The 16,888-nt window shown below is 38.8% G+C and carries 19 protein-coding genes and 1 tRNA gene; 7 read left to right on the plus strand and 13 right to left on the minus strand.

The window, feature by feature from the left end:
• Nucleotides 1–102 precede the first annotated feature (102 nt).
• Genes HMPREF1116_RS03550 through HMPREF1116_RS03570 form a run of 5 tightly spaced genes read left to right on the plus strand, consistent with a single transcriptional unit; the run spans nucleotide 103 to nucleotide 4,799 of the window.
• On the plus strand, nucleotides 103–1,050 hold the full coding sequence (locus tag HMPREF1116_RS03550; protein WP_000844482.1) for a TIGR01212 family radical SAM protein: 948 nt from the start codon (nucleotides 103–105) through the stop codon (nucleotides 1,048–1,050).
• Nucleotides 1,034–1,591, plus strand: coding sequence for a tRNA (mnm(5)s(2)U34)-methyltransferase (locus tag HMPREF1116_RS03555; protein WP_000828447.1), 558 nt, complete (start codon nucleotides 1,034–1,036; stop codon nucleotides 1,589–1,591). The genes HMPREF1116_RS03550 and HMPREF1116_RS03555 overlap by 17 nt, the downstream gene beginning before the upstream one ends.
• Entirely contained in the window at nucleotides 1,584–1,838 is a 255-nt protein-coding gene (locus tag HMPREF1116_RS03560; protein WP_000361083.1) for a hypothetical protein, read from the plus strand. Before HMPREF1116_RS03555 ends, HMPREF1116_RS03560 begins: the two co-directional genes overlap by 8 nt.
• 11 nt (nucleotides 1,839–1,849) lie before the next feature.
• Entirely contained in the window at nucleotides 1,850–3,904 is a 2,055-nt protein-coding gene (locus HMPREF1116_RS03565) for a cation:proton antiporter (RefSeq protein ID WP_000364842.1), read from the plus strand.
• A gap of 31 nt (nucleotides 3,905–3,935) precedes the next feature.
• Nucleotides 3,936–4,799, plus strand: coding sequence for a YihY/virulence factor BrkB family protein (locus tag HMPREF1116_RS03570; protein WP_000737724.1), 864 nt, complete (start codon nucleotides 3,936–3,938; stop codon nucleotides 4,797–4,799).
• A 227-nt stretch (nucleotides 4,800–5,026) separates the two neighbouring features.
• On the opposite strand, the gene HMPREF1116_RS03575 is transcribed toward HMPREF1116_RS03570, so the two are convergent.
• Both HMPREF1116_RS03575 and HMPREF1116_RS03580 read right to left on the minus strand, forming a co-directional pair.
• Nucleotides 5,027–5,968, minus strand: a complete 942-nt coding sequence (locus HMPREF1116_RS03575; RefSeq protein ID WP_001287359.1) for an ATP-grasp domain-containing protein — start codon at nucleotides 5,966–5,968, stop codon at nucleotides 5,027–5,029.
• A gap of 13 nt (nucleotides 5,969–5,981) precedes the next feature.
• Nucleotides 5,982–7,232, minus strand: a complete 1,251-nt coding sequence (locus HMPREF1116_RS03580; protein WP_000780336.1) for a dicarboxylate/amino acid:cation symporter — start codon at nucleotides 7,230–7,232, stop codon at nucleotides 5,982–5,984.
• Nucleotides 7,233–7,483: 251 nt separating this feature from the next.
• Between HMPREF1116_RS03580 and HMPREF1116_RS03585 the strand changes: the two genes are divergently transcribed.
• Nucleotides 7,484–7,837 carry a DUF3397 domain-containing protein gene (locus HMPREF1116_RS03585; RefSeq protein ID WP_007554599.1) on the plus strand — a complete coding sequence of 118 codons (354 nt, stop codon included), beginning with the start codon at nucleotides 7,484–7,486 and terminating at the stop codon, nucleotides 7,835–7,837.
• A 120-nt stretch (nucleotides 7,838–7,957) separates the two neighbouring features.
• Nucleotides 7,958–9,619, plus strand: a complete 1,662-nt coding sequence (locus HMPREF1116_RS03590) for an N-acetylmuramoyl-L-alanine amidase (RefSeq protein WP_000751993.1) — start codon at nucleotides 7,958–7,960, stop codon at nucleotides 9,617–9,619.
• A 35-nt stretch (nucleotides 9,620–9,654) separates the two neighbouring features.
• Here HMPREF1116_RS03590 and HMPREF1116_RS03595 read toward each other — a convergent pair whose 3' ends face one another.
• The 11 genes from HMPREF1116_RS03595 to HMPREF1116_RS03645 form a co-directional block, all read right to left on the minus strand.
• Complete coding sequence (locus HMPREF1116_RS03595) at nucleotides 9,655–9,969, minus strand: hypothetical protein (protein ID WP_000756544.1); 315 nt, start codon at nucleotides 9,967–9,969, stop codon at nucleotides 9,655–9,657.
• A 176-nt stretch (nucleotides 9,970–10,145) separates the two neighbouring features.
• On the minus strand, nucleotides 10,146–11,006 hold the full coding sequence (locus tag HMPREF1116_RS03600) for a DUF6287 domain-containing protein (protein WP_001034418.1): 861 nt from the start codon (nucleotides 11,004–11,006) through the stop codon (nucleotides 10,146–10,148).
• A 76-nt stretch (nucleotides 11,007–11,082) separates the two neighbouring features.
• A tRNA-Thr gene (locus tag HMPREF1116_RS03605) sits at nucleotides 11,083–11,155 on the minus strand.
• A gap of 47 nt (nucleotides 11,156–11,202) precedes the next feature.
• The gene (locus tag HMPREF1116_RS03610; protein WP_007554548.1) at nucleotides 11,203–11,664 is read right to left on the minus strand and encodes a GNAT family N-acetyltransferase; all 462 of its coding nucleotides are present in this window, start codon (nucleotides 11,662–11,664) and stop codon (nucleotides 11,203–11,205) included.
• Between the two features lie 37 nt (nucleotides 11,665–11,701).
• Complete coding sequence (locus tag HMPREF1116_RS03615; RefSeq protein ID WP_000760746.1) at nucleotides 11,702–12,487, minus strand: ABC transporter permease; 786 nt, start codon at nucleotides 12,485–12,487, stop codon at nucleotides 11,702–11,704.
• A gap of 1 nt (nucleotide 12,488) precedes the next feature.
• Entirely contained in the window at nucleotides 12,489–13,307 is an 819-nt protein-coding gene (locus tag HMPREF1116_RS03620; RefSeq protein WP_000240155.1) for an ABC transporter permease, read from the minus strand.
• Nucleotide 13,308: 1 nt separating this feature from the next.
• Complete coding sequence (locus tag HMPREF1116_RS03625) at nucleotides 13,309–14,301, minus strand: ABC transporter ATP-binding protein (protein ID WP_001240803.1); 993 nt, start codon at nucleotides 14,299–14,301, stop codon at nucleotides 13,309–13,311.
• 218 nt (nucleotides 14,302–14,519) lie between these two features.
• The gene (locus HMPREF1116_RS03630; RefSeq protein ID WP_000957736.1) at nucleotides 14,520–14,927 is read right to left on the minus strand and encodes a hypothetical protein; all 408 of its coding nucleotides are present in this window, start codon (nucleotides 14,925–14,927) and stop codon (nucleotides 14,520–14,522) included.
• Between the two features lie 52 nt (nucleotides 14,928–14,979).
• Entirely contained in the window at nucleotides 14,980–15,378 is a 399-nt protein-coding gene (locus HMPREF1116_RS03635) for a hypothetical protein (RefSeq protein ID WP_000100681.1), read from the minus strand.
• A gap of 37 nt (nucleotides 15,379–15,415) precedes the next feature.
• On the minus strand, nucleotides 15,416–15,763 hold the full coding sequence (locus tag HMPREF1116_RS03640; protein ID WP_000575572.1) for a hypothetical protein: 348 nt from the start codon (nucleotides 15,761–15,763) through the stop codon (nucleotides 15,416–15,418).
• Nucleotides 15,764–15,931: 168 nt separating this feature from the next.
• A complete protein-coding gene (locus HMPREF1116_RS03645; protein WP_001019005.1) occupies nucleotides 15,932–16,813 on the minus strand; it encodes a class II fructose-bisphosphate aldolase in 882 nt (293 codons plus the stop codon).
• Nucleotides 16,814–16,888: the final 75 nt, after the last annotated feature.

A 16,888-nucleotide genomic window follows, 5' to 3' on the forward strand; every position in this document is an offset into this window, starting at 1 on the left:
GTAAAGGCTTTTTAAAAAATTTTTTTCTGTCCAATCATTTCAATATCTCTCACTTATTTGCTGACTTTGAGTTTGCGGGTCTTTTCTGATATAATATTAGCTATGAAATCCTATAATACCTTGAATGATTACTATCGAAATTTATTTGGAGAAAAGACTTTTAAAGTTCCTATTGATGCTGGCTTTGATTGTCCCAATCGCGATGGAACTGTAGCACATGGAGGTTGTACTTTTTGTACGGTTTCTGGTTCTGGAGATGCAATCGTTGCTCCTGATGCTCCTATTCGCGAGCAATTCTATAAGGAAATTGACTTTATGCACCGTAAGTGGCCAGATGTTAAAAAGTATTTGGTTTACTTCCAAAATTTTACCAATACACATGAAAAGCTAGAAGTGATTCGCGAACGCTATGAACAAGCTATCAACGAACCAGGTGTAGTTGGCATCAATATTGGGACTCGACCTGACTGTCTTCCTGATGAGACTATCGAATACTTGGCAGAATTATCAGAGCGAATGCATGTTACTGTAGAACTAGGTTTACAAACTACCTATGAAGAAACTTCTGAATTGATTAACCGTGCCCACTCCTATGAACTCTACGTGGATACGGTCAAACGACTTCGGAAGTATCCGAAGATCGAGATTGTTGCCCATTTGATCAATGGTTTGCCCGGTGAAACTCATGAAATGATGGTGGAAAACGTTCGGCGTTGTGTAAGGGACAATGATATCCAAGGGATTAAGCTTCACCTACTTCACCTCATGACCAACACTCGAATGCAACGCGACTATCATGAAGGTCGTTTGCAGCTCATGAGTCAGGATGAATATGTCAAGGTCATCTGTGACCAACTAGAAATTATTCCCAAGCATATTGTCATCCATCGGATTACGGGTGATGCGCCTAGGGATATGTTGATTGGTCCTATGTGGAGTCTCAATAAATGGGAAGTTCTAAATAGCATTGAGGCTGAAATGAGACGACGCGGTAGCGTCCAAGGATGCAAGGCTGTAAAACAGGAGTTTATGAATGAAAAGACCACTTGAAATGGCGCATGATTTTCTTGCCCAAGTCATCACCCAAGAGGATATTGTCGTTGATGCGACCATGGGAAATGGCCACGATACCTTTTTTCTTGCCAAGTTGGCTAAACAAGTCTACGCTTTTGATATACAGGAACAAGCTCTAGAAAAGACTAGCCAACGTCTACAAGAAGCTGGTTTGACCAATGCAGAATTAATCCTACAAGGTCATGAAACCGTGGATCAGTTTGTAACTGAGGTGAAAGCTGCCATCTTTAATCTAGGTTATCTTCCTTCAGCTGATAAAAGCATTATCACCCAACCTCAAACAACTATTGAAGCACTGGATAAACTTTGCCAAATGCTTGTTAAAGGTGGACGAATAGCCATCATGATTTATTACGGGCATGAAGGCGGAGATATCGAACGGGATGCAGTCATGGATTTTGTCAGTCACTTACCACAACAAGAATATACTGCTACGATCTATCGCACTCTCAACCAAATCAACAATCCACCGTTTTTAGTCATGATTGAAAAATTAGAAAGGTATCGCCATGGATAAACAATACCTACGAGATAAAATAGAAGGTCTTCGACAAAAATTCGTTGAATCAACCCAACATGAACGAGCAGTTGGTATGTTAGATGAAGTTCATATGAGTAAGAAGATGTTGAAAATCAAGAAAAAAATGATTTCACTTGAAATGGAGCGTTGTCAGAAGAAAATCGAGCATAAGGACTGCTCGAAGATTGATCAAAAAATCCAAGAACAAAAGGAACTTTTTGAAGCTTGTCGCAAACAAAAATAAGGAGGTAGAAGATGGATTTACTTTTTTATCTCTTAGTATTTTTACTAGTTCTTATTGTTTCTAGCACGACCAATAAACTTCTTCCCTTTTTACCCATGCCCCTGATTCAAATTTTGTTAGGGATTGGAATTGGACTTTGTTTACCCAACAACCAATATCATTTAGATACTGAGTTATTCCTAGCTTTAGTCATTGGCCCGCTACTATTCCGAGAGGCTCAAGAAGCAGACATTACTTCTATCCTAAAACACTGGCGGATTGTCCTCTTTTTGATTTTTCCAGTTATCTTTATCTCAGCTCTGAGCATGGGAGGAGTCGCCCATGTCCTTTGGGCGAGCCTTCCATTGGCCGCCTGCGTAGCAGTTGGTGCTGCTTTAGGTCCTACTGACCTAGTCGCCTTCGCATCTCTTTCTCAACGTTTTTCCTTTCCGAAACGGGTTTCTAATATCCTAAAGGGGGAAGGTCTTCTGAATGATGCTTCTGGACTAGTAGCCTTTCGTATGGCTCTCATCGCTTGGACAACAGGAACATTTTCGCTCACCCAAGCTGGAACCTCATTAGCCATTTCCATCGTTGGAGGATTTGCAGTCGGCTTTATAACAGCCCTAATCAATCGCTTCCTCCATACTTTTCTACTCAGTGTCCGTGCAACAGATATCGCAAGTGAGCTCTTATTGGAACTTAGTTTACCTCTCTTGACTTTTTTCATAGCTGAAGAGATTCATGTTTCTGGAATTATTGCGGTCGTTGTCGCTGGTATTTTAAAAGCTAGTCGTTTCAAGAAAATAAATCTGCTTGAAGCCCAAGTTGATACTGTTACAGAGACTGTATGGCACACAGTAACCTTTATGCTTAATGGTTCTGTCTTTGTTATTTTGGGAATGGAACTGGAAATGATTGCGGAGCCAATTCTGAAGAGTGCTTTTTATAACAATGTGCTCCTTCTCATCACTATCTTCCTCTTAACCTTCCTACTCTTTGTCATCCGCTTTCTCATGATTTACGGCTTTTACGCGTTTCGAATAAAGAAACTTAAAAAAAGCCTCCATAAATATGTCAAAGATATGCTTCTCTTGACATTTTCTGGAGTTAAAGGAACGGTTTCTATTGCTACCATCCTCTTGATACCTTCTAATCTGGAGCAGGAATATCCGCTCCTTCTCTTCCTCGTAGCCGGTGTAACCTTGGTCAGTTTCCTTACTGGATTATTGGTCTTGCCACACCTTTCTGAAGAGCAAGAACCATCTAAGGATCATCTCATGCACATCGCTATCCTAAACGATGTTGCCATGGAATTAGAGAAAGATTTGGAACATACTAAAAACAAGGTTCCCCTCTATGCTGCTATCGATAATTATCACGGACGGATTGAAAATCTCATCCTCAGCCAAGAAAACAAAGAAATCCAAGAAGACTGGGAAGCTCTTAAACTTTTGATTCTCAGTATCGAGAACGATGGTTTGGAACAGGCCTATGAAGAAGGCAAAATCGGTGAAAGAGGTTATCGTGTTTATCAACGGTACTTGAAAAGCATGGAGAACAATATTAAGCGAAACTTTGCTTCTCGCCTAACCTACTACTTCCTTGTTTCTATCCGGATTGTGCGTTTTCTCCTTCATGAATTGCTCACATTTGGAAAAACCTTCCGTTCTTGGAGAGACAAGGGAAATCAAAGACTATTAGCCATCGATTATGATCAGATTGCAGAGCTCTACCTAGCCAACACTGAAATCATCATCGAAAGTTTGGAAAACCTGAAAGGGATTTATAAGAGTTCCTTGATTAGCTTTATGCAGGAATCACGTCTCCGTGAAACTAGTCATATTACTAGTGGTGCCTTTGTGGAACGGGTTATCAATCGTATCAAACCCAATAACATCGATGAAATGTTGAGAGGCTACTATCTAGAACGTAAGTCTATCTTTGAATACGAAAAACAAAAACTCATCTCAGCCCAGTATGCTAAAAAATTACGACAAAATGTAAACAATCTAGAAACCTATTCTCTAAAAGAAGCAGCCAACACACTACCTTATGATATGATGGAATTAGTTCGCAGAAATTAAGATTTAGGTTAATATTGTGGAGGATTATGCAATGAAAAAGTTGTGGAAACAACTAACCAATAGGCCTTTATTGAAAGCTTTTTTGCACTACTATCGTGTTTCAGATATTGAATTAACCAGTGTAGCTGTGGCCTATTATTGGTTGATTTCAATCTTCCCCTTACTTATGATAGCTGTCAATATCTTGCCTTACTTTCAAATTCCAATCTCCGATTTCTTGATCACACTAAAGGAATTTTTACCAGATACGATCTATGATGTAGTAGCAAAGATTGCTCGAGAAGTACTGACTCAACCATCTGCTGGACTCTTGAGCTTTGCAGTGATCTCAGCCCTTTGGACCTTCTCAAAATCCATGAATTTCCTCCAAAAATCTTTTAATAAAGCTTATGGAATTGCAAAAAATAGAGGGCTCATTTCCCATCAACTGATGAGTCTCCTGGTTAGTTTGGGATTACAGATTCTATTTGCACTTGCTCTATTCCTAAGTATGTTTGGTCATATGTTATTGGATCTGTTAAAAAACTACTGGAAATCCGAAAGTTCTCTATTTGCATATTTACAGGATTTTACAGGACCGCTGATTTATGCCTTTCTTTTTGCGATCTTGATTATGCTCTATTATTTCCTTCCGAATGTGAAAGTCGGTCGTATTCGTTACGTCCTTCCTGGAAGTCTATTCGTACTTCTTACTCTTATATCTCTATTAACAATCTTTTCAGCTTATTTCAACAATTATGTTAACTATCTAGTCGACGTTCGATTTTTTAGTTCCATCATCGTTGTTGTCATGATGTTCTGGTTTATAATTATTGCCAAGATATTAATTATCGGTGCAGTGATCAATGCCAGTGTTCAAAGCCTAAAAGACCCGGACTTTAAAGCAAATCATTAATTTTTTATCGATTAATACTCAATGAAAATCAAAGAGCAAACTAGGAAGCGAGCCGCAGGTTGCTCAAAACACCGTTTTGAGGTTGTGGATAGAACTGACGAAGGCAGCTCAAAATACTATTTTGAGGTTGCAGATGGAAGCTGACGTGGTTTGAAGAGATTTTCGAAGAGTATAAACAAATCAATCCCCCAGTCATTTGATACTGGGGGATTTTTGAATTAGTTACCTTATTGTCCACTAGTCAAGGCTTGCAATTCTGTTTTTAGATACTGAGCCAAATGTTGGTGAGCAAAAATATTGGCATTTTTTTCTGCGGTAGGATTGTAGTTGGTGTTGGTATTTACATCATAGACATAAATGTCTCCACTCTCTGATTGAACCCATTCAATCGCCGCAACTTCAATCTGAGCATTTTTCAAGAAATTCTCATAAGCTTCTCTTCGGTCATCTGGTAGAGGTTCTGTAATCTGGAATTTCTCAGACGTTTCTAGTTGTTCTGGTCTCTTGCCGATTTGACAACCATCTGCTGGACAAAGTTGGAAACCATCTGAAGAGTCGATTGAAACAGTGTAGAGAAACTTCTGATTGATAAACTCTGAACGACGAATACGTCCATCACTTGGTTTTATGTAGGCTTGTAGCAAGGTAATCCCGTCCACTGAAGGTTCAAAGAGGGGACTATTGACATAGGCTTCAAGTTCTTCTTCATTTTGGAAGAGTTGAACTCCTAAGCCTTTACCTGCTCGATTGTGCTTGGTAATCAAAGGATAGATGTTAAATTTTCTGGCTGCTTCAATGATATTTTCTTGACCCAAAACTGCAACTGTTGCAGGAGTCTCAATACCCGACTCGTTTAACTTTAAATATTGTTTAACTTTACTGATTTCTAGGTTGATAGCACCAGTACCATTCACAACCTTGCGTCCGTGTGCTTCTAGCCAAGTAATCACCTGCTCTGTAAATTCTGGTGCATAGCGATGACCTCTGGTATGAGAAGATGCAGACATGCGATTGTAAAAGATACCTTGCGGCGGTGGGCTTTGCAAATCTAAAATCCCACTAGACAGATCCCATAGTTCATAAGGGACTTCTAGTTCTTCCAACCATTTGACCAAATGCTGGGTCCATTCAAGATTCTCATGGATTACATAAACTTTTGCTTCACTCATTACTCATATCTCCTTAAGAAAAGCTGACTGATAATTGGCTTTCCTTTTCTTCTTCTAAAATATATCCTTCTGTTTTTTCGATAACGCTGACTGTTAAGATTTGACCCAGAACATTGATCATGGTACGGCCAGCATTGACAAAGAAATCAACTGCAAAAATCAAGGCCACTCCTTCAACTGGCAAGCCCAATTGAGGTGCTGCAGCTAATAGAACTACGATAGCTCCTGATGGCACAGTTGCTGCAGTTTTTCCAATCAAAGTCAACAATAAAACAGTAAACAAGAGACTTGATAAAGAAAATTGTATACCATAGGCGTGGGCGATAAAAATTGTCGCTACTGAGAAATAAACCGCTGCTCCTTCTAAGTTAAAAGTATATCCTAAAGGAACAACTAAATCAATTGTATGCTCGTCATGCCCCTGTTTTTTCAAATCTTTAAGAAGTGATGGCAAGACAACACTAGAACTACCAGTAACAAAGGCCAGAGTCAAAAGACTCCAATTTTCACGAAAGGCTGACAAATACGGTACTTTAAAGAATAGAGCGATCAAAGGGAAAATAAGGAGAACCAATACAGCATAAGCCAAGTAAGTTCCGATTACAAATTGACCAAGTCCAATCAATTTGTCAAGGCCAGTAGTTGCAACATCTTTTGCGATAAATCCAAAAATGCCAATCGGTGAAAGTTTGACAATCACTGTAACAATCTTGTAGATGGCCTCAATCCAGATTTGGAAACCTTCGATAATCTTCTGAGCTTTCTCAGACTTAAGATTCCCAATTCCGTAACCAAGAAAGATAGCAAACACGATAATTGGTAATAAAGCGCCATCTGAAAGAGATTTAACGATGTTTGATGGAATAAAACCAAGCAAAAATTCGCTAAATTTGACATTATTGGCAATTCCATCAAGATTCCCACCAGTTTGACCGATATTCACTCCTTGACCAAATCCTAAATAGTAACTAGCAAATACAAACAAAAGAGTAATTGCAGTTGTTACTGCGAAAAAGTAAAACAAACTCTTGGTCAATATTTTTCCAAAAGATTTTTTCCCGATAACACCGGCTACTGCAACAACGATAGTTGGGAAAATTAATGGGATGATGACCATGTTGATCAATTTAATAAAGGCTTGTCCTAAAAATTGATAAAAGCCTGCAAATTGTGGCCAGATGACCGCAGCGATAACACCCAAGACCAAAGCCACCAATAATTGGATTCCTAGTGAGAGTTTTGACCATAACGTAACTAATTTCATAAGAAACTCCTTTGTTTTATTTGCTACTCATTCTACTACTATTCTTCTCTTCTGACTAATATATATTTTCTATGGTGAACATAAAAAAGATTTATATTGAGAGTTCAAACTATCATCGTAGAAAACACATAATTCATTCTATTCCAGCAGGAATTATAAAATCTGTTTCTTACCAATGATTTTTTGCTAAAACAGTGATAAATCAAGGAATTTACTTTTCTATTCTCAAAATTTTATGATACAATAATGGTATGATTTTAATGAAACTTGCTTCCATCTTGCTTTTGGTACTAACCTTAGCTCTGGCGATTATTTTAAGCAGACTCTTTAAGTTAAAGAAAAGGGGCGTCAATGCTGCTGATTTAGCTTTTCCTTTTCTGATATTTGAATATTATTTGATAACGGCTAAGATGTTTACACACAATCAACTTCCCGTATTGGGAATAGCCTTATCAATACTAGCAATTGTGTTAGTCTTTTTCTTCTTAAACAAAAGACGTAGCTTTTATTATCCCAAATTTATTAAATTCTTTTGGCGAGCTGGATTTTTACTAACACTGCTCATCTATATCATCATGATTGTTCAAATTTTCATGATGAAATAGTCAACTATTACAATATAGCTCACCAGCACCTCGATCTTGGTCACTAAATGTTCCGTCTGAGGCGCTTTTCTAATGAGATTTTTAAAAAAGATTATAAAAAATGTATAGGAGATAAATCAAGTGAAAAAAACGCTCTTGGCAAGTGCCATTACGCTTTCAGTTTTTGGTCTAACCACCAATCTTAGCTATGCTGAGGAAAACCAAGCACAGTCAACCCCAGTAGAAACAACACACAGTGAAACCGCTACTGACAAAGTGGAGAAACACAGTCTCCCAGCCAAGGAAACTGAAGCTTCAACTGAAGCAAATGCCAATCAAACAACAAATCCAACTAAGAAAGAAGAAGACAAGACTCCAGAAGTTCAAAAAGAAGGTTGGGTATTAGAGGAAAACCACTGGCATTTCTATGAAAACAATGCCCATGTTCTTAACTGGAAAAAAATCCACGGAAAATGGTACTACTTCAACAAAGATGGCATCATGCTGAGTGATACTATTTTTGACGGATATATCCTGACTAGTAGCGGGGCCATGGTCGATTCTGGTTGGAGTAAACTCCAAGATAAATGGTATTACGCTAATGCTTATGGAAAAATTTCTCAACAAAAATGGGAAAAAATCGGTGGTGTCTGGTACTATTTTGATCAAGACGGAGTCATGCTCAGCAACACAATTTTTGACGACTATCTGTTTACCAATAGTGGTGCCATGGCTGAGAGTTCTTGGGTAAAACAAGATGGACAATGGTACTATGCCCTTGCTTCTGGTAAATTAATCAAAAACAAGTGGGATAAAATCAGTGGTACCTGGTACTACTTTAACAAAGATGCTACTATGGCAAGTAACCAATGGCAAGGTAGCTACTACCTAAAAGCTAGCGGGGCCATGGCTGAAAAAGAATGGATTTTCGATAAAAACTATGATAGCTGGTTCTACTTGAAATCTGGTGGTGCTTACGCAGAACGTGAATGGATTGGCTCCTACTACCTCAAGGCAGGTGGCTACATGGCTAAGAGCGAATGGATTGACGACAGCTTCTATAAAGCCCGCTACTATGTAGATGACAATGGAGTCTATGTTACAGGAACCCATAAAATTGATGGACAAACTCATCAATTCCAAAGCAATGGGAAATGGATTGGTGAAACTTCTGTAAGTCGTGGTTTTGAAAAGGGGAAATATAACAATATTATCTTCCTAGATCCAGGTCATGGTGGTAAAGATCCCGGTGCATCTTATTATAACATCACCGAAAAAGAACTGAATATGCAAGTTTACCAAAAGCTACGCAAGGAGCTTGAAGGACTCGGCTATACTGTTCTTTCTTCAAGAGACAGTGATGTCTTTGTAGACTTTGTCACCGAACGTTCAAGAATGGTTAATAAGACTGACTCAGATATCTTTATTAGTATTCACTTCAATGCTAGTGGTAATCCAGCTTCAAATAGAGCTGGGATTCAGACTTATTCTTATGAAGAAGCTGCTGGTTATCCTTCTAAAATCAATCCGTACTGGCATAACCACCCTGACCGAATCAGTGAAAGTAATCGCCTCGCGGCAGATATCCACTCTTCACTACTAGCTGAAACTGGTGCTAAGGATGCAGGACTCCTACAAAGTAGTTTTGCTGTTCTTCGAGAAACTGATAAACCAGCTGTTCTATTGGAATTGGGCTATATTGACAATTTCAATGAAAATCAACAAGTCCGCAGTGACGCCTACCAAAACAGATTGGTTGCAGGTATTGTCAAAGGAATTCAAAAATATTACGCAGGTCAATAAAGAAAAAGTCTCGAGAAACCTCGAGATTTTTTATATTATTCTTCTAACTTGTTGGCTTCAGGAAAGAGAAAACCAATTCCCACACAAGCCAGAACACCAGCACCGATTACCAACCCACTTGAAAGTGGCAAGATATCAAGAATGGCATTAGCGATGATAAAGGCAATAATTAAGCTCATGAGACTGGCCTTGTAATCTTTTTTTACTAGATTTTCAAGAGTGAAAAACAGAAATAGACCTACTGGAAAGAGTGCCCAGATGTTAACATCCAAACTCGGCCATCCAACAAAGCCAAAATACAAAACTGCTACTGCAACAACTAAAAATCCAATACCTAATACTTTTTTCATGATACGACCTCATTTTCTATTTTGTTGGAAGCTTTGCTCCCTTTGACAGTTACTACTATAACAGAAATAAAAATAGTCAACAATAGCTTTTGCTTATGTGGTCGACATCACAGGCTATGTGGTCAAAACTTTTCAAAAAAAGAAGCCTTAGTTGGCTTCTTTTCATTCATTTTTCATTATTCTTTAGACTCTAAAGCTGATTTGATGGCATCACGATCAGCTTTCAATTTCGTTAAATTCTTCTCTTCTGATTCTAATTGGCTCGTATCTGGTTTAACACGATAGTAAACATTTTCTGGATGCATCAACATCCCTTCATATTGTTGTCCTGCAAAGAGTCTGTCCTCAGTGTGATTGGAATTGTCTGTTATTTTACCATCATCACCAGGTTCCATGACAACCCCACTTGGTACAACGACTACCACAAACCCTCCCGCCTGAGAACCTTTTGCCCAAGCGCCAAGGGCTACTGTTTCTGAGTTACGATCATTCTGACTTTTTGATACTTTCAATCCAACAATAGACTCATGCTTTTGATCATTGTATATCCAAGAAGATTGGACTTCCCCTGAATCGTTAATGACATATTCATTACCAGACTGTGTCCGCCAAGTACCCTCTAAACTTGATAAATCATTACTTCTGAGGGCTTCAAGATCTAATTTTGGAACAGAAGCTTCTTTTTTTAATTGATTAACGAGCTGCTCTGATTCTGAAATCTTGGTATCCAAATCAGACAATTGTTCCTTTAGTTTTTGAATTTCCTCTTCCTTTGCCTTATCCTTTTCTTCCTCTTTCCCCTGACTTCTTGTCGTCTCTTCAGTCTTAGATGAGGAAGAAGTTTGATTTGCTTCTTGCTTGAGATTAGGTGAATTTAAAAAGATACTAGCAACAATGATTATAACTAGTGCTGTTAAGGCAAGACTGATATACATTTTTATATTTTTAGTTGTAGAGGAGGCTTCTGCCAATTTCGATGCAGTTGCTTTTCGACCGTGGGTCTTCTCAACATGTTTCATCCGTTCTTTCTTGTTCATGATACTCCTCCTCATTTTGATGAGTGTTGATGATTCTAATAAACTAATATAATATTTATTTTATTGCTCTTTCTTATGCCGATTGCAGGGATCGAACCTGTGACCTACGCGTTACGAGTGCGGTGCTCTACCAACTGAGCTAAATCGGCGAATCCACTTATAGTATAGCACTATAAGGAAGGATGTCAAGGGATTCTTAATCTATCTTTTTAATTAAAATCTGACAAGGATTTTGGGGTCCCCATAGTTGCGGAAAAATCTCTAATTTTTTAAAACCAAGACTGCGATAAAAGACATTTGTTCGGTCATAATCTTTATTAGAGCCTTCTGCTACTGTTTTCACTTGTAAATAATCAACGTTTTTACGTGCTTCACTTTCTAAAGTAGCAAGTAACTGACTACCAATTCCTCTACCTTGATAAGCTTTTTTTACTCCGAGACAGTCAATCTCTGCACAATCTTCACTAGAATATGATAAGCTTACAAATCCAGCCAAATCACTCTCCTGATAGGCAGCCCACACTTGCAAGTCCTTGGCTCCTTCGATATAGGCTTGCGTACTTTCTGGTATTCCAAACCATTCTGGCAAATTCTTTAAAACTTCAGCGACAACTGCCATTTTTTGATTGGCATCTTTCACTTCTTCAATTACAAACATCATAAAATCCTTTCATGATTTGGTCCAATTTTTGCTATTAAGAACCTGCACTTTCGTAAGCGTCTAATCCCCTATCCCAGAGTTTCAGAGAGATGCAAAAGAAGATGAGAGAAATCAGAATCAAACCACCAATATTAAAGAGTCCATCCTTGCCCTGCAAGAAATAGCTGGCAGGATAGTAGGCCGTAAAGGCAAAAGGCACAATAAAGCTAATTAACCAACGAAGGAGCGAATTGTAAATGGAAATCGGGTACTTGGCAAAATCATTAAACATATAGAAAATGTAAATCATGGCACCTGACTGCTTGGTCCAAAAAGCGATGCTGGCTGTTGCAATTTTCAAGGAAGTATAAATCAAGGTCGCAAAAGGAATACAAACTAGAAAAATCAGGAATTTGGGAAGAGTCCAAGCAATGCTAGTCGCCGTTGTCGCTAGTAAAATTCCACCGACCAAAAGTTCACCCAAGGCATCAATCTGAAAGGTCTCAACGAGGATGTGAAAGAGAGGATTGATAGGACGAGTCAGATACTTGTCAAACTCCCCTTTTCGAACTAGTCGTTGACCTAAAGCCCAGAGATTGTCAAAAAAGAGATGATCTAATCCCTTTGGAATTGAGGAAAATCCATAGATAAAGGCAATCTCTTGAAAGGTCCAACCTTCTAGCGAGGGGATGTGTTGAAAGATGACATTGAGAAACAAGAGGTTCAGGCCTTGAGTCAGAAAGACTCCCAACACACCAACCACAAAATCTACCTTGTATTCCATGATTTGCTTGATGTACTGTCTGATAAAAATCAGATGCATGCGTTGATATTTTTTCATACTAACCTCCCTGAATGGTGATAAATGACTGGACTCGCTTCCAAATCAACTGAGACAAGCCCACCATCACTATAAGCCAGAAAAGCTGAAGCAAAAGTGCCTGAAGAATCTGACTGGTATCGTATTTCCCAAGAATGATCATGACCGGAGTGTAAATCAAGGATGAGAAAGGTAAGAAGGAGAGAATATCTGAAACCACCTTTGGAAAAAAAGCCAAAGGAATCAAACTTCCTGACATAAAGGATACTAGTGAAGCCTTAAATACTTGAGAACCCCATAAATTTTTAAACACAAATGCTGAAAAACCAAAACAGATATTAAAGAAAAAGTTAATCAGATAAGCCAGCGTTAAGCTAAAGAGATAAAGAATGGTTAATCCCAGCACTTCCATAACCCCTTGCCCAGATAAAATTTTCATCAAGACAATAACACTTAAAAACGGCAGGCCAACAGAGATGAAAATCAACCACTTTGACCCAAGCTCAGTGAAAAGATAAGAGGCCGCAAAATGGACTGGTCTTAATAAGCGCATGATAATAGAGCCATCTTTTACCTCATCACCGATCATAAAGGAGCTATCTGACTCAGTTAATAAATTAGTCACAAAACTCATGATGATATAGAGGGTGATATCCGCCATACTGAAGCCCTGAATCAAAGGCTCTTGCGAGGAATCAAAGACAGCCTTCCAGAGATAAAATTCCACAAAAGCCCCCATGACATCGCCAATCCGATAAAGAAGAAAGTTTACTCGATAGGTAATCAACTCCTGAATCCCCGCATTGATAAAGGGTTTATAACGTCTCCACAATTTGACCATCTTAGAGCTCCTTTCGATAGAAGCGACGGATAATATCTTCAATATCCGTATCTACCATCTTCAAATCACGGACTTCAAAATCAGATAAGGTTTGCTTGATAATATCAGCTGATTGGTAGCGGGAACTATCAAATTCAATAGTCAGGTTATTTCCTTGTCTATCAATGGATATATCAGGTAAGCCTTCATAATGAGAGACGAGATGACTTTGACCTGGCGTCAGATCGAAGGAGAGAGTCTTCATCTTGCCAAATGTCTCCTTGAGCTGGCTCACCGTCCCATCAAAAATCTCCTGCCCCTTGTCAATCATAAAAATCCGATCACAGAGTTGCTCAATATCGCTCAAGTCGTGAGTGGTCAAGAGAATAGTTGTCTCTTCCTCCTGATTAATCTGGGTGATAGCACGTCGAATGTTATCCTTGACCGACACATCCAAACCAATAGTCGGCTCATCTAAAAAGAGAACTTTGGGATTGTGAAGCAAGGAAGCCGCAATGTCCGCCCGCATCCGTTGACCCAATGAAAGAGTCCGCACAGGATCCTTGATAAATTCCTTCAAATCCAAAACTTCATTCAAAAAGTCCATACGCTTATGGAAAAGCGAGTCTGGCACATCGTAAATCTCCTTCAAAACCGTGTAGGTCTCTTGCAGTGCCAAATCCCACCATAGCTGGGTACGTTGTCCGAAAACGACTCCAATATCCTTGACATAATCTTGGCGATTATCCTGGGGAATCTTGCCGTTAATCCGACAAAAACCAGATGTCGGTTTCAAAATCCCTGTTAGCATTTTGATGGTTGTCGACTTCCCAGCACCATTAGCTCCGATAAAGCCTAGAATCTGCCCTTTTGGAACTTCAAAGGTTAAATCCTTGACCGCTTCAAAGGTCTGCTTTTCAGGATGAATAAAGGAGCGCAAGGCTCCCTTCAAGCCCGGTTCCTTAACAGTCTTCACAAAATTTTTCTGAAGATGTTCCACTTCTATCATTGCCATATCTATCTCCCTTTAGTAAGAAATCGTTAAATCAAGCTCCTGAACATTCAAACACGACTTCTTATCTCCAAAAATCTGCCTTCTTTTTCAACATAAGGAAAGAAAGCCCTAATAACACCCTATTATAGTGCAAATGTCTAAGGAAAACAAGTGTTAATTCATATCGAAAATTTTTATCCCTAAGAAAAGATAAAAAGGTGATGCTACATCACCTCCCTCTACCAAGTTAAGTCTTCAATCATGCTTCTTACTTGTGAATCAAGAGTCTTATCCTTCTTAAGTTCTCCAACCAAAGCCTGAATCTGCCAGACTAGATTTGGATCATTGTCATTACAACATCGATGAAGCATCCAAATATTATGCAAGGTTGGCTTTTTACCAACTACTTCCATCAATAAATCCTCATAGCCTTGATGATAAAATCTCTCCACAAAGTGAACCAAGTAACCTGGAGAACCAAAATCTACTTCTGGATGCTCGGAAATAAATTCTAAAATGGGGGCAACCAAATCAAAGGGTTGATCATAAAGCTCCATAACATCCATAATCTCATCTGCCAACTCAAATTCTTGGTATTCAGTAATTGCATCTTGCAAAGCAACTAAAATCTCATCTCTAGTAAGCATCTGATTCTCCTTTTTCACTTTTCCATATCATATTTGTCTTTGAACTTTTTCTTCACTCATCAAACCTTGTTCGTAAGTAGTTTTCCAACTCTTTTTGGGATAAAACACTAGGAAGCTCCAACACATACTCATATCCTTCATCACAAAAGAAAACCTTCTCTTCAGCTGGAAACCATTTCCGAAGCCAGATGATGTAGGAGGCATAATCTTGTAATCTGTTCGTTGAATCAAAGTAATCAATCACAAAAACATTTTTATTGCTACTCAGTGAACTTTCCAAGGTAAGCTGAGGACTTTGATAATCCCAAGAAAGCGAGTAAGCTTTTTCGGGATTAGTTCTTTCTCTAACCATAATACCTGGGAATCTTTCTCTCAAAGCACGACAAAAGGCTTGTAAATCAAGGAATACGGGTTCTTTAGTCTCTACAAAGACAAAATCAGCAGTACTCATCAGTCTCTCCCCTTCTTTTTAAAACTGAAAACAGACCTTAACCATCAATGGCAAAATTCTTTAGAATTTCAAAGTCTTGCCCCTGATAATCAAAAGAAAAGATATGAATATCATCAAAAGTTTGATCACAGAAAGTAACGGTTTGTCTTTCTGGCTCGATGATGGGTTTACCCAATTTTTCAGTAGCTTCTTCATCTGTGAAATGACCATAAAATTCTTGTAAATGAGGCAGTATAAATGCAAGAATACGGGAAAGATTTTTATGGTAATTGGCTGCAAGCAACTGAGCTTCCATCTCAAAATTTCCACTTGGTTTTTCTTCCCAAGCTACAAGAACATCATCTACTTCATGTATGTAAGCTTGCAAGGACTGATCGAATATCATGGCTATTTTTCCTTTCAAAGGTTGATTTAAAAACTAGTTTTACCAAAAAATCCACTAAATGATTCGTTCCATCTTCATTATATCACTTTTTAAATAAGATTGAGAAGAGTTGGAAAATGAAAAACCCACCCTTACGGGCAGGTTTCTGTTATGTTTTGTTCAGCTAGATTAAGCTTTACCTTCTGAACCGAATACGTCGATACGTTCTTCAACTGATGCTTGGATAGCTTTTACACCGTCAGCCAAGAATTTACGTGGGTCGAAGAGTTTTTTCTTGTCGTATTCTGCTTCGTTTGCTTCGTAGTCACGAGCAAATTTACGAGTTGCGTTAGCGAATGCGATTTGGCATTCAGTGTTAACGTTAACTTTAGCAACACCAAGTTTGATAGCTGCTTGGATTTGGTCATCAGGAATACCTGAACCACCGTGCAATACGATTGGGAATCCTGGTACAGCTTCAGTCAATTTTTGCAAGTGGTCAAGGTGAAGACCTTTCCAGTTTGCTGGGTAAGGACCGTGGATGTTACCGATACCAGCTGCCAAGAAGTCAATACCAGTTGCAACCATTGCTTTAGCGTCTTCAATTGGAGCCAATTCACCGTCACCGATGATTCCGTCTTCTTCACCACCGATAGTTCCAACTTCAGCTTCTACTGATACACCATTTGCGTGAGCAAATTCTACAACTTTACGAGCTTTTTCAAGGTTTTCTTCAACTGGAAGGTGTGAACCGTCAAACATAACTGAAGTATAACCAACTTGAATACACTCAAGTGCATCTTCGTAGTGACCGTGGTCAAGGTGGATAGCTACTGGTACAGTGATACCCATTGATTCAACAAGGTTAGCGATCAAGTTGCGAGCAACTTTGTAACCACCCATGTATTTAGCAGCACCCATTGAAGTTTGGATCAAAACTGGAGCTTTTTTAGCTTCTGCTGCGCGCAAGATAGCTTGAGTCCACTCAAGGTTGTTTGTGTTAAATCCACCAACTGCATAACCGTTGTCACGAGCTGCTTGGACAAATTTTTCTGCTGAAACGATTGCCATTTTATCAGGCCTCCTGTATATTTTTATGGGACATCCCATTTACATTGTTCATTTTATCACTTTTTAGCAAAAAAA

Origin of the sequence: Streptococcus sp. SK140, from assembly GCF_000259525.1 — a bacterium.
GTDB lineage: Bacteria > Bacillota > Bacilli > Lactobacillales > Streptococcaceae > Streptococcus.